Consider the following 24,419-nt stretch of genomic DNA (forward strand, 5'->3'; position numbering starts at 1 on the left):
CATTGCTTGCATGTTTATTTGGTGTAAAGCCAAATGAGGACACGCCCTAATAAAATATTTTTCAATATCTGAATAGCTGTGTAAATTCTTAGTCATCACCTGCTTTTACTCAAAATTTATCTTCTTTAGGTCTTCTTTTTTACTTTTTGCTTTTCCTGCCTTAGACTTATGCTCAGCACCATCTAAAGTTCAGATAATTTATGTATACGACCGTTCAGGAACTTCGAAAAAAAATCCGCCAAGCCCGTCGTCGCATTTCCCGATTTGAACAAAAAAAATCTGCCCAGCAAGTGCTAAATCTGCTTAGATCAAATCCTCAATTTATTCACTCACAGCATGTCGGTCTTTACTTAGATGCTTTTGGTGAAATTCGCACTCAGCAAATTATTGAATATTGTTTCTCTGTCGATAAAAAAGTCTATTTGCCAGTGATCTGTAACATGAATCAGCGATTAGAATGGGTACGGATTAACAAACACCTATACCGAAACAAGCGTTTTTTCCATCATCGTTTAGGCATGCGTGAACCTATGCAAAGTCGTGGTTTGCATGTATCAAAACTTGATTTATTAATTATGCCGTTATTGATCTGTGACTATCGAGGTACCCGGATCGGAATGGGTGGTGGGTATTATGACCGTACCTTGGCGACAGCGTATAAGAAACCCTATCGTCTTGGTTTGGCACATGATTTACAGCTTGTAGAAACATCATTACCCCGGGAAAAATGGGATCAGCCTGTAGATGCACTTTTAACTCCTACACGCTTGCTACATTTTAAGCGTTTGTAAATCAATTCATTGACTAAGTTACTTTTAAATCAAATAATTAGTCAATAATTATACAATTTCATCTGAACGACCCTTGTAATTTTAAAAATACCCATCACTATAAAATACATGGCAACATCGTTGTCACTCATTAGGAGTGCCCATGTCTGAAATTATTATGAATGAAGAAAGCTTTGAGCCTCAGGTTCCAAGTGTATTACCACTTTTAGCGTTACGTGATGTAGTGGTATATCCACACATGCAAATCGCGCTATTTGTCGGTCGTGAAAAATCGATCAATGCAGTTGATGTGGCTCGTAACAGTGACAATCTGGTATTTGTGGTTGCGCAAAAAGATTCGCTTACAGAAGAAATTGATCACGACAACTTATATCAATACGGTACTGTCGCGAAGATTGTGCAGGTTGTGAATCATGAAAATGATGAAAACTGTATCAAGGTACTCATCGAAGGCCTTTATCGTGCCAAATTAACTAAAATCATTGATGACACTGATTATCTGACTGCTGAACATGAGCTTAGTCCGATCACTGTCAAGATGGACAATGACACTCAGGATACCCGTGTAGAGGAACTGCGTGCGTTATTTGCCCAGTATGCAGAAGCGAAGTTACGTAATGCACGTGAACTGATTGCAGCTGCAAATAAAATTGAAGACTTGCTTCAGTTATTGTTCTTCGTGGCAACTCGAGTGCCGCTGAACATCGAAATCAAGCAAAAATTCCTTGAGCACGATGAGTTTGAAGCGCATCTGGCTGAACTAATGACTTATTTACTGCAACAGTCTGAAGAACAGCAGATTGAGCAAACCCTGCATGATTCAGTCAAACGCCAAATGGAAAAGAATCAGCGTGAATATTTCCTGAATGAAAAAATGAAGGTGATTCAACGCGAACTTTCTGACCTGAATGGTGGTGCAGAAGATGATGTCGCTGAGATTGAAAAACGTCTGGCTGAAGCAGACCTGCCTGAGCACGTACGTAAAAAAGCGGAAGCTGAGTTCCGCAAGCTGAAAGCCATGCAACCTGCATCAAGTGAAGCTGCGGTTGTTCGCAACTATCTTGAAGTGATCCTAGATACACCTTGGAACAAAGCGAGCAAAGTCAGCATTAACCTGAACAAGGCTCAGGAAATTCTGGATGCTGATCATTATGGTCTGGATGATGTCAAAGATCGTATTGTGGAATATCTGGCAGTTCAGTCACGTGTGAAAAAACTGCGTGGCCCGATTCTATGTCTAGTAGGTCCTCCGGGTGTAGGTAAAACCTCTCTGGGTGAATCTGTTGCCAAAGCAACTGGTCGTGAATTCGTGCGTATGGCCCTAGGTGGTGTACGTGATGAAGCTGAGATCCGTGGTCACCGTCGTACTTATATCGGTGCGATGCCAGGTAAAATTGTGCAGTCTTTAACCAAAGTTGGTGTAAAAAACCCACTGTTCTTGCTTGATGAAATCGACAAGATGGCTCAGGACTACCGTGGTGACCCTGCTTCTGCACTGCTTGAAGTACTAGATCCATCACAAAACAGTAAGTTCAACGATCATTACCTGGATCTGGATCTGGATCTGTCTGAAGTGATGTTCATCTGTACTGCGAACAGCATGAATATTCCGGAAGCTTTGCTTGACCGTATGGAAGTGATTCGTCTACCGGGTTATACCGAAGATGAAAAAGTCAATATTGCTGAACGCTATCTTGTTCCGAAAGCAATCAAGAACAATGGTTTACGCAGCAAAGAATTGACCATTCATGAAGAGGCGATTCGCGACATCGTACAGCGTTATACCCGCGAAGCTGGTGTGCGTAGCCTGGAACGTGAAGTTTCTAAAATTGCCCGTAAGGTAGTTAAAGAAGCGGTGAGCAAGAAAGCGAAAAATCTTCAGCTTGAAGTGAATTCGAACAACTTGCCAGAGTACCTGGGTCCTCACAAATTCGATTTCGGCATGGCTGAAGAAGAACCAGAAGTGGGTCGCGTAAATGGTCTGGCTTGGACTTCGGTTGGTGGTGAGTTACTGACAATTGAAGTAGCAGCGGTTCCGGGTAAAGGTAAATTCATTACTACCGGTTCTCTCGGTGATGTGATGAAAGAATCGATTACCGCCGCGATGACCGTAGTACGTACGCGTGCAGCTGAATTGGGTATCGAAGCTTCCCGCTTTGAAGAAACCGATGTACACGTACATTTACCTGAAGGTGCGACACCGAAAGACGGTCCATCTGCTGGTCTGGCACTAACCACTGCTCTCGTGTCTGCATTCACAGGTATTACGATTCGTCCTGATATCGCGATGACCGGTGAAACCAGCTTACGTGGTCGTGCGATGCGTATCGGTGGTCTGAAGGAAAAACTGCTTGCTGCTCACCGTGGTGGGATCAAGCTGGTATTCATTCCGCAAGACAACGTACGTGACTTGGCTGAAATTCCTGAAAATGTGAAAGAAGGTCTGGAAATCAAAGCCGTGAAATCAATCGATGAGATTTTACCATTGGCACTTACCTCTATGCCGAAAGCATTGGTAAAAACCCCAATTGTAAAAGCGACTGATGAATCTAAAGCCGCACGTCACTAAGTGATCTGCTCATAAAAAAAACCTGCTCCGGCAGGTTTTTTTTATTATCTCTACCTAAATTTTATGGATTTAGAACGGTTTGCATCAATCCGTCTACCACATAAGTCATTTTTTTCAGATCCAGTTTATCTAGAGTGTCCTGCTCAGTGTTGTAATAAGGATAACGGTAATGAGCTGTGTCACTGATCAGTACAGTTGGAAAATTCTGCTTGGCATAACTGAGATAGCCCGAATAATCCAGTCCCTGCATAAAAGTAGGAATAATAAAACGTTCACACTCTAAACGCTGACGCGTCTGCATAGCTTCGCAAAATCTTCCTGTAAGTCCTACTGAACTTAGATGTCCAATACTGGCAATATAATTGGCATGCCGAGGATAAAACCATTTTAGAGTTGTCGGATAGCTCTGTACCAGATTTTCATCATAGTAACCAATAGAGTCCAGTACAAAGACGCCACGTATTTTCTGCTTTTGCTTTCTCAATGCCTTGGCATGGATCGCACTGCCCATATGCTCTGTGTTGAGATACGGCGGTTCTTCCAGACCATAGAAAACAAACTCGATATTATTTTTCAGTTTATTTTTTTGCAGGGCCAACAATCGTGCAGCTTCCACCACTCCTACGACGCCAGAAGCATTATTATTCGCACCGAGATGATTGGCAAAAACATCATAGTGAGCACCAATGACGATTTTATCTTTGGCTTTTACATTGAGCTGACAAACCAGATTGCGATAGCCCTGACTATTCACAATATAGCTTTGAAACTGGCACGGAATACCAAAGCGTCGCATCTGCTCTTTCAACCAACCGGATACCCGGTTCAGTTCAGCCGTATTCTTGTGATTTCTAAATTCATCCACATTCAGGATCTGGCTAAAGTAAAGCTCGAGATTTTTGACTTGAGCGTTGGCTGGATTGGCCCAGGCCCAACTCGGGAAGATTAAAGACAGACTGATCAGCAAACCCAGATAACTTTTTCTTAAAATGGCTACAATCCGCATTTGTTATTATTTCCATGACATGATCAAGCAGAAACTTGAACTCTGGATATTTATGCAGCAGTGCTTTTTCTAATTCAATTTCAATTTGTTTCTATACTCAACTTCATGTTGTTTCATCGTTATAATGAGCACTTCTGAACTACACGATGTCTGTATGAAAATCCGTATTCTGACCATTGGTCAAAAAATGCCAGCTTGGGTGCTCACTGGTTTTGAAGATTATTTCAAGCGCATACAGCCATTTGTTCAAACACAAATCATTGAATTACCGATGGCGAAACGTGGCAAGAATGATTCAGAAGCCGACATCCTGAAATATCGTAATATCGAAGGCGATAGTATCCTGAATGCATTAAAGCCAAATGAAACCCTGATTGCACTTGAAGTCGGCGGCCGTGAATTCAGTACCGAAAAACTGGCTGAAACCATGAAAGGCTGGATGCTGGAAGGTAATGATGTGGCTTTAGCCATTGGTGGGCCGGATGGTCACTCTGAAGCGGTACGTAAGGCAGCTGCATGGCACTGGTCACTATCCAAACTGACCTTGCCGCATCCTCTGGTTCGTGTCATGCTGATTGAACAGTTGTACCGTGCCATGAGCATTAATCATAATCACCCTTATCACCGTGCGGGTTAAGGTGAGAATTGGCTATTGTTCTATTTCCGCAACGAATTGTTGAACAATCTCCCCTCCTTACTTCGCTTGCTTTCATGCATTATTGAAGACATCTTCCAGATGTGGCTTGAACTATGAACTTACAAACGCTTCCCGGCCTGTTTATCTCCCATGGCTCTCCAATGCTTGCCCTGAATCCCGAACAGGTAGGTCCGGCACTGGAGCGTTTAAATGTCAATTTGCCACGTCCAGAGGCAATCATTGTAATGTCTGCCCACTGGGAAAGTAATGCACTGGAAGTAAATACCGGTATTCGTCCAGAAACCTGGCATGATTTCCGTGGCTTCCCGCCTCAACTGTATCAACTACGTTATCCTGCGCCGGGTCAACCAGAACTGGCTGAACAGATTCTCGGCTTCCTGTCTGAAGCTGGCTTTAGCGCCTATGCCAATAATTCACGCCCGCGTGATCATGGCGTGTGGATGCCACTGCTACATATGTATCCGGATGCAGATATTCCGGTGATAGAAATTTCCCTGCCCATCAACATGACTGCACATGACATTTATAAAATTGGTCAAACGCTGGCACACCTGCGTGAGCAGCAGGTCCTATTGATTGGTTCAGGCAGTATCACGCATAACCTGCGAGAGCTGGATCGTACTGGACTATCCAATATTGTTCCAGAATGGGCCTCGACCTTCCGCAATTATGTGGTAAGCAAACTCGCTCATAGTGACTATGAAGCAGTATTGGATTGGCCAAGTATTCCTTACCTGGAACGTAATCACCCGACCCTGGAACACTTTGCACCGATTTTCTTTGCAATGGGAACTGGTACCCGTTTTAGTCTGGTGCATAGCAGCTTTAGCATGGGTTCACTGGGTATGGATATCTATCGTTTTGATTAGGATTTAAAGGCTCTATCTGAGCCTTTTTTCTTAGGCCTAAGAAAAATCTTCCTGTCTTATTTTACTCATCATTCAATTTTCATGGATACATTTTGCTACCTAAAGCTTCAGAATGTATCCATATCTTTTAAAAATGAATCGTTTAAGCTTAAGTCTGATTTATTTGCTTCATGACTATTCCATCAATGAAATTAAAATACTTAATTATTGCATTATTCCCTTTAACCCTTGCAGCTTGTCAGTCCAATGATGTCCAAAAAGTAGGAGATCTTGCCGTGTCCGTATTACAGCAACAAAATGCCGCCAATACTTTGAGTGCTTATGAATGGCACATTGATACTGGTGCAAAAGAACATATGGTACTGAGCTTCCATGATGAGAATCGTTTTAGTGTCACTACCAGCTGCAATAGCTTGGGTGGTAGCTGGAAAATCTCTGAGGGTCAGCTGGAAACTGGCACCCTAATCTCAACCATGAAAGCGTGTGATACCAATGCCATGCAACAGGAAAAGCTGGCAGGTGAAATTTTTAATGATGCCCGTATTCCATTTAGCTTAAATACCAGTGATGCTCAAAATCCGGTTTTGACTCTGACCGTAAACGGAAAGGCTTACGTCTTCACAGGGAAGATGACGCCAGAAGCCCGTTATAATGGTCAGGCTGATATCATTTTCCTGGAAATTTCTCCTGAAACCAAAGCTTGTACCGGTGTAGCACAGCAAACCTGCCTTCAGGTGCGCGAAGTCAAATACAATGAGCAGGGCTTAAAAACTCAGGTCGATAAAGATTGGAACCTGTTCTATGACCAAATCGAAGGCTTCCAGCATACGCCAAATGAGCGTCAGGTAATTCGCGTAAAACGCTTTGAAATCAAGAATCCGGCAGCAGATCAGTCTAAATATGCTTATATATTTGATATGGCCGTCGAGCGTGAAGCAGTAAAAGGCTCGCTATAAAATATTTTTATAACAAAGACAAAAAACCGAGGCGATGGCCTCGGTTTTTTTAAAGCTTAAACTAAGTCAGACTTAGAATACGCCTTGAGCAAGCATTGCATCAGCAACTTTTACGAAGCCCGCAATGTTTGCACCGTCAACATAGTTCACAGTACCGTCTTCTTTAGTACCGAATTTCACACAGTTACGGTGAATTTCTTTCATGATTGCATGAAGACGTTCATCAACTTCTTCGAAAGTCCAGCCAAGACGCAATGCATTTTGAGACATTTCAAGACCAGAAGTTGCCACACCACCTGCATTCGATGCTTTACCTGGAGCGTAAAGGATTTTCGCTTCAACGAATTTCTCTACAGCACCTAGAGTAGATGGCATGTTTGCACCTTCAGCAACACAGATTGCACCGTTTGCAAGAAGTTTAGCAGCATCATCAGCATCTAATTCGTTTTGAGTTGCACATGGAAGCGCGATATCACACTTAATACCCCAAGGACGTTGACCTTCAAGGTACTCAAAACCGTGTTTGGACGCGAATTCAGAAATACGGCCACGTTTAACGTTTTTCAGTTCCATCACTTCAGCAAGAAGTTCATCAGTGAAACCGTCTTTAACATAAACAGTTCCCGCAGAGTCAGATAGAGAAACGACCTTAGCACCTAAGAACATTGCTTTTTCAGCAGCGTACTGCGCAACGTTACCCGAACCAGAAATGGTCACGACTTTATCTTTGAAGCTATCGCCACGAGTTTTCAGCATTTCCTCAGCGAAATACACAGTACCGTAACCAGTTGCTTCAGGACGAGCCAATGAACCACCGAAAGACAAGCCTTTACCAGTGAATACGCATGAAGTGTCATTGCTGAGCTTCTTCATCATACCCGCCATATAACCTACTTCACGGCCGCCTACACCAATGTCACCCGCAGGAATATCAGTATTAGAACCAAGGTGACGGTAAAGCTCGATAATTAACGCTTGGCAGAAACGCATGATTTCGCCTTCTGACTTGCCTTTAGGATCAAAGTCAGAACCACCTTTACCACCGCCCATAGGCAAAGTAGTCAAAGCATTTTTAAACGTTTGTTCAAAGCCCAGGAATTTCAGAATTGAAAGGTTCACAGATGGGTGGAAACGCATACCACCTTTAAATGGACCAATCGCTGAGTTGTACTGTACGCGGAACGCACGGTTTACTTGAGTTTGACCTTGGTCATCTACCCAAGAAACGCGGAACTGGATCGCACGCTCTGGTTCAACTAGACGTTCTAGTAAACCGTGAGCTGCATATTGTGGGTTCTTTTGAATGAACGGCCACAAGCTTGTCATCACTTCTTCTACAGCTTGAAGAAATTCTGGTTGATGTGCATCACGTGTTTTAACGTAATCTAGGAACTCATTAAGTGTGTTGTATTTCAACGCTTAATCCTCAGCAGAAAATGGATCAAAATTGGTCAAATTTACAATCGATGTTAAATTTTGGCGCAAAATATTAAATATCTTTTGTAACCAATCCACAATAGTTTTTTTGAAAAAATATGAAAATTAATTTTATAACAGTTATTTATATTTATTATGAATTAAATTTTTAGATAGCAAAATATCAGTGGAATCAAAGTCTAAATTCTTATTTATGCATGATAATAATGCATATTGGTTACCTTAATTGTGCACAAACAAGCTGATCAAAATATGCTAAAATTTGTAATTCTGACATATTTTGTTTCACCTCCTGAAATGCTCACTGTGAGCGGCTTTGAAATATCATGAATTCGCAGATTTCCCTCATCCAATCCATTGATGCGTTATTGCCACAGACCCAATGCGGTTTGTGTGGTCATCGTGATGGCTGCCTACCCTACGCCCAGTCCATTGCTGAGGGAGAAGAAGCCAACAAATGTGTACCCGGTGGACAGCCAGTGGCAGATGCCCTCGCCAGATTGTTAAATCGTCCTAAACTTAGGGCTGAGCCAAGTGTCTGGCCCATTCAGGCTGATGGGCGTCCTCAGCGCATGAAGGCAGTGATTCGTGAAGATGAATGCATTGGCTGTACCAAATGCATTAGTGCCTGCCCGGTCGATGCCATTATTGGCTCAGGAAAACTGATGCATACGGTACTGACAGATTTGTGTACTGGCTGCGAACTGTGTATTCCCCCCTGCCCGGTCGACTGTATTGATCTGGTGGAAGATACCCATCCACTCATGTCAGATGAACAGCATGTGCAAGAACAGAATGATCTGCGCCAACGTTACTATGCACATATCCAACGTGAGGAAAAACGCCGCATTGACCGTAAAGGTCCTGTGGTACGTGCTGAAATCAATACCGAACTATTTGCCGAGTTCTCTGCACAAAGTCAAAATGTACCCGTGATTGAAGTGGTGGAAAAGCCAAATGAGGATGGATTGATTCAAGACGCCAAAACTACGATTAAGCTGGCCAAACTGCGTACCCAGATCAAGAAACTTGAGAAACAGCTGTCTGTCCGCGAAGATACAGGTAAACGCACTCAGCTTGCCGAACTAATGCAGCAATTACAGGATTTACAGGGATAAGATAATGACAAGCATGAGCGGCAAACCTGTAAAGAACATGACCAGAAAACAGATTCAGACTTTTTTTGAACGCTTACGTGAACAACGTCCGAATCCAAAAACTGAACTGAATTATTCTAATCCTTTCGAATTACTGGTCGCAGTGACACTCTCGGCACAAGCAACTGATGTCAGCGTCAACAAGGCGACTGACAAGCTATTTCCTGTTGCAAATACGCCAGAAGCGATTTATGCCCTTGGCGTGGATGGGCTGAAGGAATATATCAAAACCATCGGGCTTTATAACTCCAAGGCAGAAAACGTGATTAAAGCCTGTGAGATGCTGATCAAGAAACATAACAGCGTGGTACCGGATAATCGTGCTGATCTGGAAGCTTTACCGGGCGTAGGTCGTAAAACTGCAAATGTGGTACTGAATACTGCCTTTGGCCAACCGACAATGGCAGTCGATACCCATATTTTCCGGGTGGGTAACCGGACTGGCTTGGCTGTGGGTAAAAATGTGCTTGAGGTTGAACATCGATTGGTTAAGGTGATTCCCAAAGAATTTATTATTGATTCGCATCATTGGCTAATTTTGCATGGGCGTTATTGCTGTATTGCACGCAAACCAAAATGTCATGAATGTGTGGTCGCTGATGTCTGTAACTGGCCGGACCGTTTCGACTTTGGCGCACTCAAACCAATTGCAGTTAAAAATATTGACTGATCCCTTAAATAAAAAAGCTGAACTCTGGTTCAGCTTTTTTTGTCTCGTTCAGCAGATAAGAATGCTTATTTTTGCTTTTCCTCTAACTGCTGCTGCATTTTCTTGCGCTGCTCTAATTCAGCCTGTAATTTCGGGTGCAATTGTCGCTCTGGGGTTTTGCCTCTATTTTCGATTTTTTCCTGTTTCTGCACTTTTTTTAGCATTCGGTAGCTCATGACCAGAAGGCCTGCTAGAACAACCAAGAACACCACCATGAGCAATAACAAACCAATTTTCACAGTCGCAATTCCTTTAAAGACGCAGAAATAAAAAGAGCCCTAATATGACTTAGGGCTCCCTGAATGTCAAAATTATCGTGAAATGATTATTTTGACTGATCCAGAATTGCGAACAGATCCGCTTGAACTTGTTCAATTGGACGTAGACCGTTCAATTTGTCATAAGTTGGTGCATTTTCACCTGATGCAGCACGGCCTTGGTAGAAGCCGACCAGCTGTTCAGTTTCAGTATGGTAAGAACCTAAACGTTTACGAATGGTTTCTTCCTGGTCATCAGGACGTTGAACCAGATCTTCACCAGTTTCATCATCTTTACCTTCCACTTTTGGTGGGTTGTAAACAATGTGGTAAACACGACCAGAAGCCGGGTGCTGACGGCGGCCAGAAAGACGTTGCACGATTTCTTCGTCCGGTACATCAATTTCAATCACGTGATCGATGTTGATGCCTTCGTTTTCAAGCGCTTCAGCTTGTGGAATAGTACGCGGGAAGCCATCAAAGATGCAGCCATTTACACAGTCAGGCTGTGCAATACGTTCTTTAACCAGACCGATGATCAACTCATCAGAAACCAAACCGCCATTGTCCATGACGCTTTTAGCTTTTAAACCTAATTCAGTTCCTTCACGAATTGCAGCACGGAGCATATCACCGGTTGAAATTTGTGGGATATTGTAGCGCTTACAGATCAACTGAGCTTGTGTACCTTTACCTGCTCCAGGTGGTCCGAGTAAGATAATGCGCATATATAAACATCCTCATTTTTTAACAATGTATAGGACACCAAATGTCTGGACATCCCCAAAGGTATCCAGCATTTCAGCGTCTCGTTATAAGAAAGCCACAAACAAATGGATTAAACCCGCGACAAAACCGGTTACCCCACCCAATACAATCAGAATCCACTCATCTTCCTGAAACGCAGGTCGTAAAAGATTCTGAAACTCCTTCGGTGTTAACTCGCGTATGCGGTCTCTAAACATTTGATAGATTTTCTGTGCACGGCTCGCATTAAACGCAGGGTCGCATACAGGCACCATCGTAATTTCAATTGAGCGATCGATCAAGTCTGTCTTGAGTTTTGCATACTCTCTTGGCCCCAAGGATAGCTGTAAAGAGGTGCGAACCAATGGAGTTTCCATAATTTCGTTAATGTGACGCTTGACGATCCGGCGGGTTTTTTCTTTCTTACCACCATACATCATTTCTGTCATGATCGATTTTAACGTAATCAGATCTTCTGTCACTACACTTGCGAAGACGTCAGAGACTTCTTCCTGACGTTTCATAAAAGCACCTTGTATGTTATAGGTGCCAATACGTGGAATAACCGGTTTGATCCATGGAAACTTACGGCTCTGCGTGCGGGTGAAGAACTGCGGGTATTTCACATAGTGTGGTTCTATCGGATTGAAGACCATCCAGATGGCGATCCAGTTGGTCAGGAACCCCCAAATTGCTGCCCAGAATGGTACGGTCCAGTGCCAAGGCACCACGAACCATACGATCATCTGGAACAGACCAAAGAACATACCAATTAAAGCACTGATATGCCAGATAAAGTTAATTTCTTTCTGTCCAACCTTCAGGAACATGCGTACCATCAGACGGCGGTCACCCTCCATTTGACTGACCACCATGTCACGCATATCCACAAGTGACTCGACGTTCATGGTCAGCTCAGTCACTAATTCGCGCAACACATCCGGCAACTGCTTGTGTGCCTGAGAATAAATACGGCGCTTGATGGAATACGGCAAGTTTTCCCATAAAACTGCATTACGGTCGATCATGACCTCATCAATCAGATGTTCAAGTTCAAAACCGACCTGTTCACCGATGATGCGTGCCATATCATCCGGGTCCATCGCCTGTAGAAATTCCTGGATCGATCCCAGTTTAGACAAGGTATTGTCTGTGATAATTCCTGAAATTCTTCCTGCTTTGCGTGGCACAATGCCCTGCCAGCCGACAGGCAATGGACCAATATGGAATCCCCAGAACGTGATTGGATAGAACACCATTTTCAGGGCCATCCATACGTGTGCCCAGGTAACGAATGCAGTGACAGGAATGATACTGAGCACAGCCCAGAAATCTGGACGCATCAGAAAGGCTTGCCACAACTCGTTAACGTACTCAAGCATGTATAACTTCCATATTTAATTCTTTGTTCACAGAATACAATTTTCTTATCAAGTCGAATATTTTCTCTATAAACCGATACTTAAAGTATAGGAGAATTGTAGTTGAGGTTCGATTTCGGCCACAACATGTCCACTTCGGCTTTTCATTTCCTCACCAGCACCGATTCCGACACTGAAGGTACTGATCCGTTCTGAACTCAGCATGACATAGGATAAATCTACCCCGCCCCCCAGACGTGCTTCATATTCTCCATCTACTTTCTTACTCTGGATATGTCCGGCATAAGCTCCGACATAATACCCATTTTTATCTTTTCCTGTGAGGTGTGCCGGGTACCGAAAGCCAACTTGTGCACCAAATGGCTTGTCATCGTCCAGAAAAACACCACCTTTGACATATGTGATTCCATACGGATTCACCCACTCAGTATTCAGATGAATCATATTCCGGGTAAATCCTGCCCCCACATTCCAGGTACTTGCCTGACTATCGCTCAGTTTTGCTTCAGATCTATACGTAGAATCATCTGCATAAGCCGTATTTGCGATGAAAGCAAATGCCAGCAAAGGGTATAATTTATTCATTCTTTTTCACCAATATCCTTGATTCATTATAGTTTTAAGGTATCGTCCTTTTTTTATTCAATTTGGACTTTAGCAGAATTATCAACACAGTTGTATACAACTACAGACAATTTTAATGTCTGCAAAGTCAACGTTTAGCAGATGGGCAACCCACTCGTATTTCAATATCCAAACCAGGTCAGTTGGGTTAGAATAACGCACTTTCATTCCTATCCGTGTTCAGGTCTAAGTCGATCTCGTATGAAGCAGCATTTTCCATTAAAAAATGTACAGCAAGAAAAACGCATTTATCGCAATCGTGTGTTTTTCTCGATTGGCTTGGTCATCATCTGCATGCTGCTACTGATCAGCCGCTATGCCTATTTGCAGATTGTCAGCTTCGATGAGTTCAACACGGCTTCTGACCAGAACCGTATCCGCCTGCAACCACTTGCGCCTGCACGTGGCTATATCTATGACCGTAACGGCGTCCTTTTGGCAGATAACTATCCGGTATTTACCGCGACCTTAAGTCGTGCCGATGTTGAGGATATTGATGATACGATTAAGCGCCTGATCCCGATTCTGGAACTGAACGAAGAAGATATCGAGCGTTTTAATAGCCGGATTAAAACCGCAAAAAAAACAGAACGTGTTTCTATCAAACTGAATCTGACCGAAACCGATATTGCCCGCTTTAGTGAAATTAAGCACCTGTTCCCAGGGGTAAAAATTGATACCCAGATGACCCGTTACTATCCACATGGTGAATTGTTTGCACATGTGATTGGTTACGTGGGTCGTATTAATGACAAAGAATTAAAAAGTATTGATAAGGACCTTTACGCGGGTACCAACCTGATCGGGAAAATCGGGGTCGAAAAATCCTATGAGGAGCTACTCCACGGTGTTCCAGGAAATGAATCAGTCGAAGCAGATGCACATGGTAATGTGCTGCGTCATCTTGGACGTAAGGATCCAGTACGCGGGAATGACCTGTTTTTATCTTTAGATTATGGCCTGCAAATGGTTGCTTCCGAGCAACTGGCGGGACGTCGTGGCGCTATTGTTGCCATGGATCCAGGTACAGGGGAAATTTTAGCACTGGTTTCTAGCCCAAGTTTCAACCCGAACCTGTTTGTAACCGGAATCAGCACCAAAGATTATTCTTACTTACGTGATAACCTTGATCAGCCGTTGTATAACCGGGCGGTGCAAGGAACTTATCCTCCAGGTTCGACCATTAAACCGATGTTTGGCCTGGGTGGCCTTCATTATGGCCTGGTCGATTGGGATACAGCGATTTCCGATCCAGGTTATTTCACTTTGCCGGGTGATAGTCACCGTTTCCGCGACCACAAGAAAACTGGTCATGGTACTGTAAATCTGCATAAAGCCCAGGTGGTTTCCTGCGATACCTATTTCTATGTCATGTCCTATCGTATGGGTATTGAACAGATGAATGGCTGGATGCGTCAGTTTGGTTTTGGTGAAAAAACGGGGGTAGATTTACCAAGTGAAAGCTCTGGTCTGTACCCAAGTCCTGAATGGAAAATGCGTACCCGCAAATCTAAATGGTCACGTGGTGAAACGATTTCTGTGAGTATTGGTCAGGGTGCCTTTACAGCAACACCATTACAGCTAGCGATGGCAACAGCAATTACTGCCAACCATGGCAATAAAGTCGTACCGCATGTCCTGCGCGAAAGCCGTGGCGCCAAAGCATTTAAAGTCCATAATGGTACCCATGGCAAGATCGATTTTAATGGTAAAGAAGAAGACTGGTTCAAAATGCGCGACGCCATGGTTGATGTTATTCAGTCGGGTACGGGTCGCGGTATTAAAGGCGGCCTGCAATATAGTATTGCCGGTAAAACCGGCACAGCACAGGTAAAAAGTATTGCCCAGGGTAAACGTTACAATGAAGCCCTGCTAACTGATCGCCAGCTTGACCATGGTCTGTTTGTCGGTTTTGCTCCTGCAGAAAAACCTGAAATTGCCATTGCAGTCATTCTGGAGAATGGCCGCGGCGGTAGTGCCGCCACTGCACTCGCTCGTCCTATTTTTGATTACTGGTTACTGCATAAAAATAAGAATCCGGTACGCCCACTCAATCATCAATTAAGTGGGGGACTGATGACCGCCGGTATTAAACCTGGCGAGCTACCAAGTGGTGCAAGTATGCTTAGCCCTGATGCTGCGGCAACACCTAACAGCACGGATGCACCACAAACTTCCTCAAACGCAACATCGAATACATCTCGTTCGAGCTCATCTGCAAACTCTGCACCAGCTGTAGAAGGAGATTAATATATGAAAAATCAGCTACGAATTATTGGTGGTGACTGGAAACGCCGTCAGCTAGCCTTTGCCAGTATTGACGGTTTACGTCCCACCCCAGACCGTGTCCGTGAAACCCTGTTTAACTGGCTGATGTGGGATGTACAGAATGCCAAGGTGCTGGATATCTGTGCCGGTTCTGGTGCTTTGTCCTTTGAAGCACTTTCCCGCGGTGCGACTAGCGTGGTGATGATTGAACCGGATCGTACTCAGGCACAATTTCTGAACCAGAATCTGGAGCTGCTTCAAGTCACCAAAGCACGTGCACAACTGAAAGTAACCACGGCGCAACAGGCTTTGCAAACTTTGAAAGATCAATTTGATCTGGTCTTTTTAGACCCGCCTTACAGCTTGGACTTATGGACTTCTCTGGCTGAACTTGCTGATCCGCTAATCAAGCCTGAAGGCCTGATTTATGTCGAAGCAGATCGGGATTTAAATACTTTGCAGCTCCCCTCTTCTTGGCAACTGATTAAAAATACCAAAGCTGGGACAGTACGTGCAGGCTTATATCAGAAAAAGTAAATGAATATTTGCACAATAAATATTAAAAAAGGATTCCTGTATGGAATCCTTTTTTGTGAAATGTAAGTTATAAATAGCTGATCTCTTAACGGCGATCACGCCAGTCACGGTCTTCCCGATCACGTTTCCAGTCACGATGATCTCTATCTTTCCAGTCCCGGTCACCATGGTTACGGTCATAATGTCCATTACGGTCTCGATGGCCACGATAATCATCATCCCAAGGATCGACCATACAACCGGTTAAAGCCACTGCCAGCACAGATGACAGTAATATCATTTTTTTCATTTTCATCACCTCTTCCTTCCTGCACTCTGCCAGTATCAGGCGATTTCATGGAGAGTGCACGCAGCCATTGTTGCTCTCCTGTACCGATTTGTTTGCTTTTTATTCACCATCAAAACAATTCAACTATCTTCAAATAAATTATTTATCTGAAATTCGACTAAGCTGTGCACAAATACAGCTAAATATTAGCTTGGCTTTTTCAGCAATCTTTTGAATACTGCTGGCTTTATTTACTGACTGATCAGAATGACTTGGCTGTTATTTATTTTAGGCGCAATGATCGCAGGATTTGTACAAGGTCTTACCGGTTTTGCCTTCGCTTTAATTGCCATGTCATTTTGGGTATGGGTACTCAGTCCTCAAGTTGCTGCCCCCTCCTTGTGTTTGCTTCGATTTGGAGCCATGTCATTTCATTATCGAATGAAAAAAAGCATGTTCATTTGTATAAAGCACTTTACTTACCGTATTTAATTGCCGGACTGATCGGCGTCCCGCTCGGCACCTGGTTACTGAATATCATTGAGGCACATACTTTCCGTATCTTACTGGGTATGTTCCTCGTTATCTGGTGTCCACTCATGTTGTTGAATCCTCAGATCCGACTAATTCGACATTCAGGCAAAGCTGCAGATGCCAGTATCGGTTTGGTAGGTGGCATTTTAGGTGGCTTGGGGGGATTTTGTGGTTCCGTACCTTCTGCCTGGTTAATGCTCAAACAGCTCCCCAAAGATCAGCAGCGCTATATTTTACGTCATTTTAATTTCGCCATTCAGATGTTTACCTTGGCAGCCTATCTATATCAGGGCAATTTAAATCAGAGTCACTTGCCCTATATGGCTTTACTGATTCTTGCAGTCAGTATTCCTGCTATTTTGGGTACACGATTATTCCATCACATTTCAGAACTGCACTTTAAGCAAATTGTTCTTGGACTACTCTTCAGTTCAGGATGTTTCCTGCTGCTTAAAGAGTTGATCCATTAAACTGTTCCAAAAAGGCCAAAGCCTTGTCCTACTTTGCTTTCAGCCAGTTTACTGCTAAGGTAACTTGAATGATTTTTCTGTAGAAATGAGCTATGCAAATTCGTGATCAAATTGTACTTGTGACTGGCGGTGCACGTGGACTTGGCCTGGCAATTAGCCAGCTTCTGATTGAAGAAGGTGCACGTATAGTGGTGAACTATCTTAGTAGTAAAACGCAGGCTGAAGCTTTACAGAAGCAGTATCCCGATCAGGTATTTACCTATCAGGCAGACGTTACTCAAGTAGATCAGGTCAAAGCCCTGTTTACCGCAAGCAAAGCACATTTTGGTGAAGGCATTCATTCGGTTGTGAACAATGCCTTGGTACAGTTTGAATTTAATGGTGATAATCGTCCCAAGGTAGAAGATTTGTCTTGGGAGATGATGTCGCATCAATTCAGTGGTGCTGTTCAGGCTTGCCTCAATACGACTCAGGCGGCGCTAGAAGATATGAAACAGGCACATTTTGGCCGGATTGTGAATATCGGTACCAATCTGGTTCAAAATCCGGTGGTGCCTTATCATGACTATACGACTGCTAAAGCCGCGCTACTGGCATTTACCCGTACTACTGCGCAGGATCTTGGTCAATATGGAATTAATGTAAATATGCTTTCAGGCGGCCTATTACAAACCACAGATGCCAGCAAAGCCACACCTGATTTTGTGTTTGATCTGATTGCTCAGTCAACGCCATTACGCCGTGTCATTACCCCTGAAGAATTCGCGTCGGCAATCTTGATGTTCTTGTCTCCTTATTCACGCGCTGTCACGGGGCAAAACCTGATTGTAGATGGAGGCTTAGTCAAAGGTTAATCAACCTTAATACATGATCATAGAATCGTTCAATACTGAATCCGATTGTACGATGCCTCATATTTTTAACCAACTGTTCAAAAAAAACGGTTTTGAAACTCGAAATACCTTTTAAAATATCGAAACCTTTCAAAACCGTTTGACTTCTCCCTATGAAAGCCTTAGCAGTATTGAGCCTGACTCTGCTACTGACAGCTTGTATGTCACATGATGCCCAAAAAGCCGAACACATTTTAAAACTCTTCCATTGTAAGGGTATTGAACCTTCACAAATGCAGCATAATAGTGTGACTCAATATTATGAGCATTCTCTGTATAGCTCAAAAAGCAAAGCAGAGGCTTATATAGAACAGTATAAAAATGGCGAGGAATCTTTTGAAATCTCGCTCTCTGAAATCGTGAATCAGCAATATGAACTATACAAATCGGCCTGTCAAAATCTGGGGGGCATTCCAGCCAAAGAAGCATTCTGATCTTTAAGGCAATATGAAATAAAATCTTAATGCTAAAAAAACAGGAGTATTCTCCTGTTTTTTCATTTTAACTCGCTTTGTAATATCGCTGATCTACACTAAATTCTTTAGGAAATTTGGCCTGGATGCCTGCATAGAAATCCATGATCTCAGCCATATCTTCCTCAAAATCCCCTGTGGGATGAATGATTTTTCCTACACCCGCCTTCTTTTGTTCATAATCCATATAAGCCAGTGCAATCGGGACGCCAGCATTTACCGCAACATAATAAAAACCGGTTTTCCATTGCTCCTGACGGGCACGTGTTCCTTCAGGTGTAACCAACATGACCAGTTCAGGATGCTGCTTAAACAGGTCTGTCATCACCTGAACCATACTTGGACGCGGCTCACCTGCCTGCTTGGGACGGCGATCAATTCCGATTCCCCCCATCGCACGTACAAAAGGACCCAATGGGAACTGCATGTAGCTGTCTTTAATGGTAAGACGTACATTGACACCTAATGCCTTCAGCGCTAGCCGTGCATATAATGCATCCCAATTACTGGTATGCGGTGCGGCAATCATGACACATTGGCTCAGGTTTTCAGGCCAGTGATTGTCTGTTTCCCAGCCCATCAATTTAAGTGCTTTTTCAGCTAAATTCTTAAACACAGTTCAATCGCAAAATAAATAAAAAATTATGTGATAGTGTACCAATATTAGAGTTTAATTCGCTTTGTAATCGATTGTAAATACATTATTTGATGCACTTTTTATACAATTAACCTCCCAATATTGGGATATTCCTTAATCATTGGCTTCCCTAGACTCAGGTGGACAATTATAAACCACCCATGGGGTCAATGATGAAAAAAACTATACTCGCAGTAATGCTTTCCACCCTTGCATTAACCGCATGTAATGATGATGACGATGACCATCACTCACCAGGAAATGGTGGCAACCCACCTGGAACACAGCAAGGTATCTTGACTGATGGCCCAATTGAAAACGTCCGCTATGAAACATCAAGTGGTGTAAAAGGCTCTACCAATGCGGAAGGTAAATTTAATTATAATACAGGTGATACAATTAGATTCTTTATCGGAAACCTTCAGCTAGGTGAACAGGATGGAGTTCCAGCTCAAGCACGGATTACTCCGACAGATCTTTATGAGAATGATCCGGACATCCCTGGAAATGAAGATGAAGAATTAGAAGAAGCTTTAACAATCTTCCTGCAATCGATTGATGCAGATTATATTACACCGCCAACAGGTGCTCCCGCAGATTATAATGCTCATGATAATGGTATTCAAATTACTCAAGATGTCATTAATCGAATTAACACAGCTTTCACCTCTGCAACTACATTCGAGACAGCACTAGAGGATTCTGATAACAGTATAACAACCCTTATTCAAGACCAATTACAGCTTAGCGACGTAACTCCAGTTACTCCTGATGAAGCTGCAGCTAATATTCAAGAAGCTTTCTATAAAGATATTGCTGGCACATGGCAATTAGGCTCTGCAGATAAATCGGACAAAGTCATTCTAGTGGTTTATACCGATGGTAGTTACAAACTGGGCGAAGCTGATAATGCAGATGATGATGGAGAACCAGGTTATGAACTTGGGAATCTTCAGTGGAACTGGAAAGGTGGTGTTATCACACCTGTGATTGATGAAAATGGTGACACCAATGGATCATGGGGGCTTTCAGATTCAGAAGGTGACGAAGGTTATACCCTAACTTTTGACGGTACAAACTTAGTTCTTACTGAAACTGGTTTGGATGAAGATGATACCTCTACCCTTACACGAGTAGAAAATTCAACCAATGGCCTCGTAGGTACGTGGGAGCTGGATGATACTCATGTACTGGTATTCTTGAACGACGGCTACTACTTCCTGATTGATACTACAGGAGGAGAGGATTGTGGCCCAGAGGGTATTGAATATGGTCAATATACTACTTCGAACAACACCCTCACAGTCACCGATAACTTGTTCGATACAAATGAAAGTTGTGGTCTATATGATGGTCAAAACTCTCCATTCGTTCTTGGAACCTATACAGTTAATGCAACTACCATGACATTAACCCCAACAGGTGAACCTGCTATCACTTTCACTCGGGCTGATTTCCAGCGTGATCCAGAACCCGCTCCTGAGCCACAGCCACAGCCACAGCCACAGCCAACAACGTAATATCTCTTGGTATAACTTTAAAAAGCCAGGTAATTAACCTGGCTTTTTATGCAATATGCTGAAACTGTAACGTACAGTTCATTAACTTATGTATCAGCTCAATCTGGCTATTCACTTCTAGCTTTTCATAAATCTTTTTCATATAAGTTCTAATGGTTTGAATACTGAGTTGCATCTGTTCAGCAATCTCTTCAGGTTTATAACCATTGATCAGGTATTCACATAATGCGATCTCCCGACATGTCAGCTGATAATGCTGCCTTAAATAACTTTGTGACAAGATGTGATATTGATTTCGATCCGTCAAAAATATTGCAACTTGATATCGTCTCGATTCTTCAATAGGTGTCATTGACTGTTTCGACCAAGGTACGATCGTCAGCATGATGCAATGACCTGTTGCATCCTCTACAGTCATTACTCCACCGATTTTACTTATTCCCCCACTCCCCTGCTGTAAAGACCCTCTGATAAGTTGTTCTAATTGCAGATGATAGGCTCTATTAAGCTTCAGATGATTGTACTGATCTATTTCAATTTCCTGATTCTGCTTCAGCATCTTCTTTGCTTCAATATTGGCAAACTGTATCTCGAAATTCTCAAGTAATAATACAACCCCGACCTTTAGAGCGTTCATGGCCTGATAAGCATTGTATTTATCCTGAATAACTAAACTGAACTGACGATAAATCTGTAGCGCTCGCCTTAAATGAATACTGATACGCTCAAGAAAATCCAGTTGCTCTTTACCATAAGGGATGGCTTCAGATGCCCGGTGAATTCCCAGTACTGCCCAACTAAAATCACCACGATCCAGCAATACACCTGCAAGATGTAAAATACCGGTAGGCTTTAAACATTTTTCATAAAAGATATGCTCTTCTGAACCTTTCATGGAGGGATAATGCTGACAATTGATTTGTAAAGCCTCTCCCACCGCAATCTCATTCCATAGTGGCAAATGCAGCTTCATATCAATGACTTGAATACGTTCATCCTGATAAGCTGCTAGACCTTCATAAGGAATATTATAGGTATGGACAAAGTTGTAAGCTGGGTTGAGCTGATCCATCGCAGTAAAGATGGCTGTCTTGCTTTGTGTGTATTCCACTAACTCATGCATAACCTGAGTCCATAACTGAGGATCCAGTGCTGCATCATAGATATGCGCAATAATGTTATTTTCTTTATTCAAATCCATCATTGCCCTCATTATTATTTTTTTAAACCTGTGAAAGCACTATTTATTTGAGATGATAGTGATTTTATTTTTTATTATTTTAGCAATTCCTTTACCTCATCACACGAGCAGAGTGAATTTCACTTAATCAATACATCATTTACAAAGTTATACTACCCTTATGATTTTTAAATTTTTATGTTGAATATTAGCAAATGCAAAACGGGCATAAAAATGAAAAAGTCTCTCCTTATCGTCGCAATGACCACAATCACGCTAGGTTTAAGTGCCTGTTCTAAAACCCAAGAACCCTCTAGCAATGAAAATATGGATTCAGAAAATTCTGCTCAGATGAATACGCCAGCGACATCACGCAGCTTACCTGCAGGCGATACTGCAGAAACTTCTCTTGACTGGGCGGGCGAATACGAAGGAACTTTCCCATGTGCGGATTGTGAAGCCATTAAAGTGGAGCTTGAACTTCATCCTGACAAAACCTATGAGTTGAAAGAAGAGTATGTTTCCGATACCAAAAGCACAGAAACCAAAACCAAAGGAAGTTTTAGCTTTGACCCTAAAATGACTTCAATTATTACGCTGGATGAAAAAGGTGAAAATCGTAAATTCTTTGTCGGTGAAAATTTCTTAGAAGCTCGAGATATTCAAACTGGCGAGAAAATTAACAGTAATCTGAATTACAGATTAATCAAACATTAATATTTTTCAGCTAACCTGAATGAAAAAAATCCCCGCAAATGCGGGGATTTTTTAGATCAATGACCGGTTGATGAATTACATCATGCCGCCCATACCACCCATGCCGCCCATATCAGGCATAGCAGGTTTGTCTTCTGGGATATCAGTGATCATACATTCAGTTGTCAACATTAATGCAGCAACAGAAGCAGCATGCTCAAGCGCAGAACGTGTTACTTTTGCTGGATCTAGAATACCCATTTCAAGCATATCGCCGTATTCGCCAGTTGCAGCGTTGTAACCAAAGTTACCTTGGCCATTTTTCACTGCATTGATCACAACTGAAGGCTCATCACCAGCATTAGATACGATTTGACGAAGTGGCGCTTCAATTGCACGACGAAGAATGCTGATACCTACGTTCTGGTCATCATTTGCACCCTTCACACCGTCAAGTGCAGCTGCAGCACGTACCAGTGCAACACCACCACCCGCAACAACACCTTCTTCAACCGCTGCGCGAGTTGCGTGAAGTGCATCGTCTACACGGTCTTTCTTCTCTTTCATTTCAACTTCAGTTGCAGCACCGATTTTGATAACAGCAACACCGCCAGCCAATTTAGCTACGCGTTCTTGAAGTTTTTCTTTGTCGTATTCAGAAGTAGATTCTTCGATTTGTGCACGGATCTGTTGAACACGGTCAGAGATCTGAGCTGCATTACCAGCGCCATCCACAATCACTGTGTTTTCTTTAGAAACTGTTACTTTGTGCGCAGTACCCAGGTGTTCAAGAGTCGTTTGGTCTAACTGCATACCGATTTCTTCAGAAATCACAGTACCACCAGTCAGGATCGCGATGTCTTGCAGCATTGCTTTACGACGGTCACCAAAGCCAGGTGCTTTAACAGCACATACTTTAATGATACCGCGCATGTTGTTAACAACCAGAGTTGCAAGCGCTTCGCCTTCAACATCTTCAGCAATGATCAGAAGTGGTTTGCCAGTTTTCGCAACTGCTTCCAGTACAGTGATCAATTCACGGATGTTACTGATTTTCTTGTCAACCAATAGGATGTATGGGTTTTCAAGTTCAGCAGTTAGGGTATCTTGTTTGTTTGCGAAGTATGGAGAGATATAACCACGGTCAAACTGCATACCCTCTACAACGTCAAGTGCATCTTCGAAGCCTGAACCCTCTTCAACAGTGATCACACCCTCTTTACCTACTTTTTCCATTGCTTGCGCAATCAGTTTACCAACAGTAGTGTCAGAGTTAGCAGAGATCGAACCTACTTGCTCAATTGCTTTAGAATCAGAAGCAGGCTGAGCAGTCGCCTTGATTTCAGCAACTAAAGTTTTCACTGCGATATCGATACCACGTTTCAGATCCATTGGGTTCATACCCGCAGTTACTGACTTGATACCTTCATTTAAGATTGCTTGAGCAAGAACAGTCGCAGTTGTTGTACCGTCACCAGCAATGTCATTGGTTTTTGAAGATACTTCGCGAACAAGTTGAGCACCCATGTTCTCGAACTTGTCTTTTAAAGTAATTTCTTTCGCCACAGTTACACCATCTTTAGTGATATGTGGTGCACCGAAAGAACGGTCGATGACAACGTTACGGCCTTTAGGACCAAGGGTAACTTTTACAGCATCTGCAAGGATGTTCACACCAGCGATCATTTTCGCACGAGCTGAATCACCAAATTTTACGTCTTTAGCTGACATATTTGACTCCGAGTATTTTTAATAGCTTTACAAAATCTGATATGGAATAT

23 protein-coding genes and 1 pseudogene are annotated in these 24,419 nt (G+C 42.9%); 14 read left to right on the forward strand and 10 right to left on the reverse strand.

The window, feature by feature from the left end; translation table 11 throughout:
• Positions 1-200: 200 nt before the first annotated feature.
• Both C8322_RS08575 and lon read left to right on the forward strand, forming a co-directional pair.
• Positions 201-791 (forward strand): 5-formyltetrahydrofolate cyclo-ligase, encoded by a 591-nt coding sequence (locus tag C8322_RS08575; RefSeq protein WP_048882315.1) that lies wholly within the window; start codon positions 201-203, stop codon positions 789-791.
• A gap of 142 nt (positions 792-933) precedes the next feature.
• Complete coding sequence (gene lon, locus C8322_RS08580; protein ID WP_048882314.1) at positions 934-3,360, forward strand: endopeptidase La; 2,427 nt, start codon at positions 934-936, stop codon at positions 3,358-3,360.
• Positions 3,361-3,421: 61 nt separating this feature from the next.
• On the opposite strand, the gene C8322_RS08585 is transcribed toward lon, so the two are convergent.
• Positions 3,422-4,366 (reverse strand): M28 family peptidase, encoded by a 945-nt coding sequence (locus tag C8322_RS08585; RefSeq protein ID WP_008301956.1) that lies wholly within the window; start codon positions 4,364-4,366, stop codon positions 3,422-3,424.
• A gap of 154 nt (positions 4,367-4,520) precedes the next feature.
• On the opposite strand from C8322_RS08585, the gene rlmH reads away from it, so the two are divergent.
• From rlmH to C8322_RS08600, 3 genes are all read left to right on the forward strand, one after another.
• A complete protein-coding gene (gene rlmH / locus C8322_RS08590; RefSeq protein ID WP_017401572.1) occupies positions 4,521-5,003 on the forward strand; it encodes a 23S rRNA (pseudouridine(1915)-N(3))-methyltransferase RlmH in 483 nt (160 codons plus the stop codon).
• Between the two features lie 113 nt (positions 5,004-5,116).
• Positions 5,117-5,893, forward strand: a complete 777-nt coding sequence (locus tag C8322_RS08595) for a dioxygenase (protein WP_008301951.1) — start codon at positions 5,117-5,119, stop codon at positions 5,891-5,893.
• A gap of 185 nt (positions 5,894-6,078) precedes the next feature.
• Positions 6,079-6,849, forward strand: coding sequence for an META and DUF4377 domain-containing protein (locus tag C8322_RS08600; protein WP_034424213.1), 771 nt, complete (start codon positions 6,079-6,081; stop codon positions 6,847-6,849).
• Positions 6,850-6,921: 72 nt separating this feature from the next.
• Here C8322_RS08600 and gdhA read toward each other — a convergent pair whose 3' ends face one another.
• Positions 6,922-8,265, reverse strand: coding sequence for an NADP-specific glutamate dehydrogenase (gene gdhA / locus C8322_RS08605; RefSeq protein ID WP_004810752.1), 1,344 nt, complete (start codon positions 8,263-8,265; stop codon positions 6,922-6,924).
• A gap of 347 nt (positions 8,266-8,612) precedes the next feature.
• On the opposite strand from gdhA, the gene C8322_RS08610 reads away from it, so the two are divergent.
• Both C8322_RS08610 and nth read left to right on the forward strand, forming a co-directional pair.
• Entirely contained in the window at positions 8,613-9,404 is a 792-nt protein-coding gene (locus tag C8322_RS08610; RefSeq protein ID WP_004810753.1) for an RnfABCDGE type electron transport complex subunit B, read from the forward strand.
• Between the two features lie 4 nt (positions 9,405-9,408).
• Positions 9,409-10,113 carry an endonuclease III gene (nth, locus tag C8322_RS08615; RefSeq protein WP_004810755.1) on the forward strand — a complete coding sequence of 235 codons (705 nt, stop codon included), beginning with the start codon at positions 9,409-9,411 and terminating at the stop codon, positions 10,111-10,113.
• Between the two features lie 65 nt (positions 10,114-10,178).
• Here nth and C8322_RS08620 read toward each other — a convergent pair whose 3' ends face one another.
• From C8322_RS08620 to C8322_RS08635, 4 genes are all read right to left on the reverse strand, one after another.
• Positions 10,179-10,391 (reverse strand): hypothetical protein, encoded by a 213-nt coding sequence (locus C8322_RS08620; protein ID WP_004810756.1) that lies wholly within the window; start codon positions 10,389-10,391, stop codon positions 10,179-10,181.
• Between the two features lie 86 nt (positions 10,392-10,477).
• Positions 10,478-11,137, reverse strand: coding sequence for an adenylate kinase (adk, locus tag C8322_RS08625; protein ID WP_004810758.1), 660 nt, complete (start codon positions 11,135-11,137; stop codon positions 10,478-10,480).
• A gap of 84 nt (positions 11,138-11,221) precedes the next feature.
• On the reverse strand, positions 11,222-12,538 hold the full coding sequence (locus tag C8322_RS08630; protein ID WP_004810761.1) for a membrane protein: 1,317 nt from the start codon (positions 12,536-12,538) through the stop codon (positions 11,222-11,224).
• A 66-nt stretch (positions 12,539-12,604) separates the two neighbouring features.
• Entirely contained in the window at positions 12,605-13,123 is a 519-nt protein-coding gene (locus C8322_RS08635) for a hypothetical protein (RefSeq protein WP_004810763.1), read from the reverse strand.
• A gap of 240 nt (positions 13,124-13,363) precedes the next feature.
• Here C8322_RS08635 and mrdA point away from each other — a divergent pair, with 240 nt between their 5' ends.
• Positions 13,364-15,412: a penicillin-binding protein 2 gene (mrdA, locus tag C8322_RS08640; RefSeq protein WP_048882311.1), complete on the forward strand. Its 2,049-nt coding sequence runs from the start codon at positions 13,364-13,366 to the stop codon at positions 15,410-15,412.
• Between the two features lie 3 nt (positions 15,413-15,415).
• Entirely contained in the window at positions 15,416-15,967 is a 552-nt protein-coding gene (gene rsmD, locus C8322_RS08645) for a 16S rRNA (guanine(966)-N(2))-methyltransferase RsmD (RefSeq protein WP_004810767.1), read from the forward strand.
• An 85-nt stretch (positions 15,968-16,052) separates the two neighbouring features.
• Here rsmD and C8322_RS08650 read toward each other — a convergent pair whose 3' ends face one another.
• Positions 16,053-16,256, reverse strand: coding sequence for a hypothetical protein (locus C8322_RS08650; RefSeq protein WP_004810769.1), 204 nt, complete (start codon positions 16,254-16,256; stop codon positions 16,053-16,055).
• Positions 16,257-16,502: 246 nt separating this feature from the next.
• On the opposite strand from C8322_RS08650, the pseudogene C8322_RS08655 reads away from it, so the two are divergent.
• The 3 genes and pseudogenes from C8322_RS08655 (at position 16,503) to C8322_RS08665 (ending at position 18,566) form a co-directional block, all read left to right on the forward strand.
• A pseudogene (locus C8322_RS08655) lies at positions 16,503-17,239 on the forward strand (sulfite exporter TauE/SafE family protein).
• A 92-nt stretch (positions 17,240-17,331) separates the two neighbouring features.
• Entirely contained in the window at positions 17,332-18,093 is a 762-nt protein-coding gene (locus tag C8322_RS08660; protein WP_004810773.1) for a 3-oxoacyl-ACP reductase, read from the forward strand.
• A 152-nt stretch (positions 18,094-18,245) separates the two neighbouring features.
• Complete coding sequence (locus C8322_RS08665; protein WP_004810776.1) at positions 18,246-18,566, forward strand: hypothetical protein; 321 nt, start codon at positions 18,246-18,248, stop codon at positions 18,564-18,566.
• Between the two features lie 67 nt (positions 18,567-18,633).
• On the opposite strand, the gene C8322_RS08670 is transcribed toward C8322_RS08665, so the two are convergent.
• On the reverse strand, positions 18,634-19,221 hold the full coding sequence (locus tag C8322_RS08670) for a 1-acyl-sn-glycerol-3-phosphate acyltransferase (protein ID WP_004810777.1): 588 nt from the start codon (positions 19,219-19,221) through the stop codon (positions 18,634-18,636).
• 191 nt (positions 19,222-19,412) lie between these two features.
• Here C8322_RS08670 and C8322_RS08675 point away from each other — a divergent pair, with 191 nt between their 5' ends.
• Positions 19,413-20,762, forward strand: a complete 1,350-nt coding sequence (locus tag C8322_RS08675; RefSeq protein ID WP_048882310.1) for a hypothetical protein — start codon at positions 19,413-19,415, stop codon at positions 20,760-20,762.
• A gap of 46 nt (positions 20,763-20,808) precedes the next feature.
• Here the strand turns inward: C8322_RS08675 and C8322_RS08680 are convergent, their stop codons facing one another.
• Positions 20,809-21,963: a helix-turn-helix transcriptional regulator gene (locus tag C8322_RS08680; RefSeq protein ID WP_111810514.1), complete on the reverse strand. Its 1,155-nt coding sequence runs from the start codon at positions 21,961-21,963 to the stop codon at positions 20,809-20,811.
• Positions 21,964-22,176: 213 nt separating this feature from the next.
• Here C8322_RS08680 and C8322_RS08685 point away from each other — a divergent pair, with 213 nt between their 5' ends.
• The gene (locus C8322_RS08685) at positions 22,177-22,659 is read left to right on the forward strand and encodes a copper resistance protein NlpE (RefSeq protein ID WP_004810783.1); all 483 of its coding nucleotides are present in this window, start codon (positions 22,177-22,179) and stop codon (positions 22,657-22,659) included.
• Positions 22,660-22,734: 75 nt separating this feature from the next.
• Here C8322_RS08685 and groL read toward each other — a convergent pair whose 3' ends face one another.
• On the reverse strand, positions 22,735-24,369 hold the full coding sequence (groL, locus tag C8322_RS08690; protein WP_004810785.1) for a chaperonin GroEL: 1,635 nt from the start codon (positions 24,367-24,369) through the stop codon (positions 22,735-22,737).
• Positions 24,370-24,419: the final 50 nt, after the last annotated feature.

The sequence above is a fragment of the Acinetobacter sp. SM1B genome (genome assembly GCF_003289665.1).
Classification (GTDB): Bacteria; Pseudomonadota; Gammaproteobacteria; order Pseudomonadales; family Moraxellaceae; genus Acinetobacter; species Acinetobacter schindleri.

What these genes read in the sequence shown, in the direction of transcription:
- C8322_RS08575 (WP_048882315.1), top strand. Translation starts at nt 201, where the DNA reads ATGTATACGACCGTTCAGGAACTTCGAAAAAAAATCCGCCAAGCCCGT.
- lon (WP_048882314.1), top strand. Translation starts at nt 934, where the DNA reads ATGTCTGAAATTATTATGAATGAAGAAAGCTTTGAGCCTCAGGTTCCA.
- C8322_RS08585 (WP_008301956.1), bottom strand. Translation starts at nt 4,366, where the DNA reads ATGCGGATTGTAGCCATTTTAAGAAAAAGTTATCTGGGTTTGCTGATC.
- rlmH (WP_017401572.1), top strand. Translation starts at nt 4,521, where the DNA reads ATGAAAATCCGTATTCTGACCATTGGTCAAAAAATGCCAGCTTGGGTG.
- C8322_RS08595 (WP_008301951.1), top strand. Translation starts at nt 5,117, where the DNA reads ATGAACTTACAAACGCTTCCCGGCCTGTTTATCTCCCATGGCTCTCCA.
- C8322_RS08600 (WP_034424213.1), top strand. Translation starts at nt 6,079, where the DNA reads ATGAAATTAAAATACTTAATTATTGCATTATTCCCTTTAACCCTTGCA.
- C8322_RS08610 (WP_004810753.1), top strand. Translation starts at nt 8,613, where the DNA reads ATGAATTCGCAGATTTCCCTCATCCAATCCATTGATGCGTTATTGCCA.
- nth (WP_004810755.1), top strand. Translation starts at nt 9,409, where the DNA reads ATGACAAGCATGAGCGGCAAACCTGTAAAGAACATGACCAGAAAACAG.
- adk (WP_004810758.1), bottom strand. Translation starts at nt 11,137, where the DNA reads ATGCGCATTATCTTACTCGGACCACCTGGAGCAGGTAAAGGTACACAA.
- C8322_RS08630 (WP_004810761.1), bottom strand. Translation starts at nt 12,538, where the DNA reads ATGCTTGAGTACGTTAACGAGTTGTGGCAAGCCTTTCTGATGCGTCCA.
- C8322_RS08635 (WP_004810763.1), bottom strand. Translation starts at nt 13,123, where the DNA reads ATGAATAAATTATACCCTTTGCTGGCATTTGCTTTCATCGCAAATACG.
- mrdA (WP_048882311.1), top strand. Translation starts at nt 13,364, where the DNA reads ATGAAGCAGCATTTTCCATTAAAAAATGTACAGCAAGAAAAACGCATT.
- rsmD (WP_004810767.1), top strand. Translation starts at nt 15,416, where the DNA reads ATGAAAAATCAGCTACGAATTATTGGTGGTGACTGGAAACGCCGTCAG.
- C8322_RS08650 (WP_004810769.1), bottom strand. Translation starts at nt 16,256, where the DNA reads ATGAAAAAAATGATATTACTGTCATCTGTGCTGGCAGTGGCTTTAACC.
- C8322_RS08660 (WP_004810773.1), top strand. Translation starts at nt 17,332, where the DNA reads ATGCAAATTCGTGATCAAATTGTACTTGTGACTGGCGGTGCACGTGGA.
- C8322_RS08665 (WP_004810776.1), top strand. Translation starts at nt 18,246, where the DNA reads ATGAAAGCCTTAGCAGTATTGAGCCTGACTCTGCTACTGACAGCTTGT.
- C8322_RS08675 (WP_048882310.1), top strand. Translation starts at nt 19,413, where the DNA reads ATGATGAAAAAAACTATACTCGCAGTAATGCTTTCCACCCTTGCATTA.
- C8322_RS08680 (WP_111810514.1), bottom strand. Translation starts at nt 21,963, where the DNA reads ATGGATTTGAATAAAGAAAATAACATTATTGCGCATATCTATGATGCA.
- C8322_RS08685 (WP_004810783.1), top strand. Translation starts at nt 22,177, where the DNA reads ATGAAAAAGTCTCTCCTTATCGTCGCAATGACCACAATCACGCTAGGT.
- groL (WP_004810785.1), bottom strand. Translation starts at nt 24,369, where the DNA reads ATGTCAGCTAAAGACGTAAAATTTGGTGATTCAGCTCGTGCGAAAATG.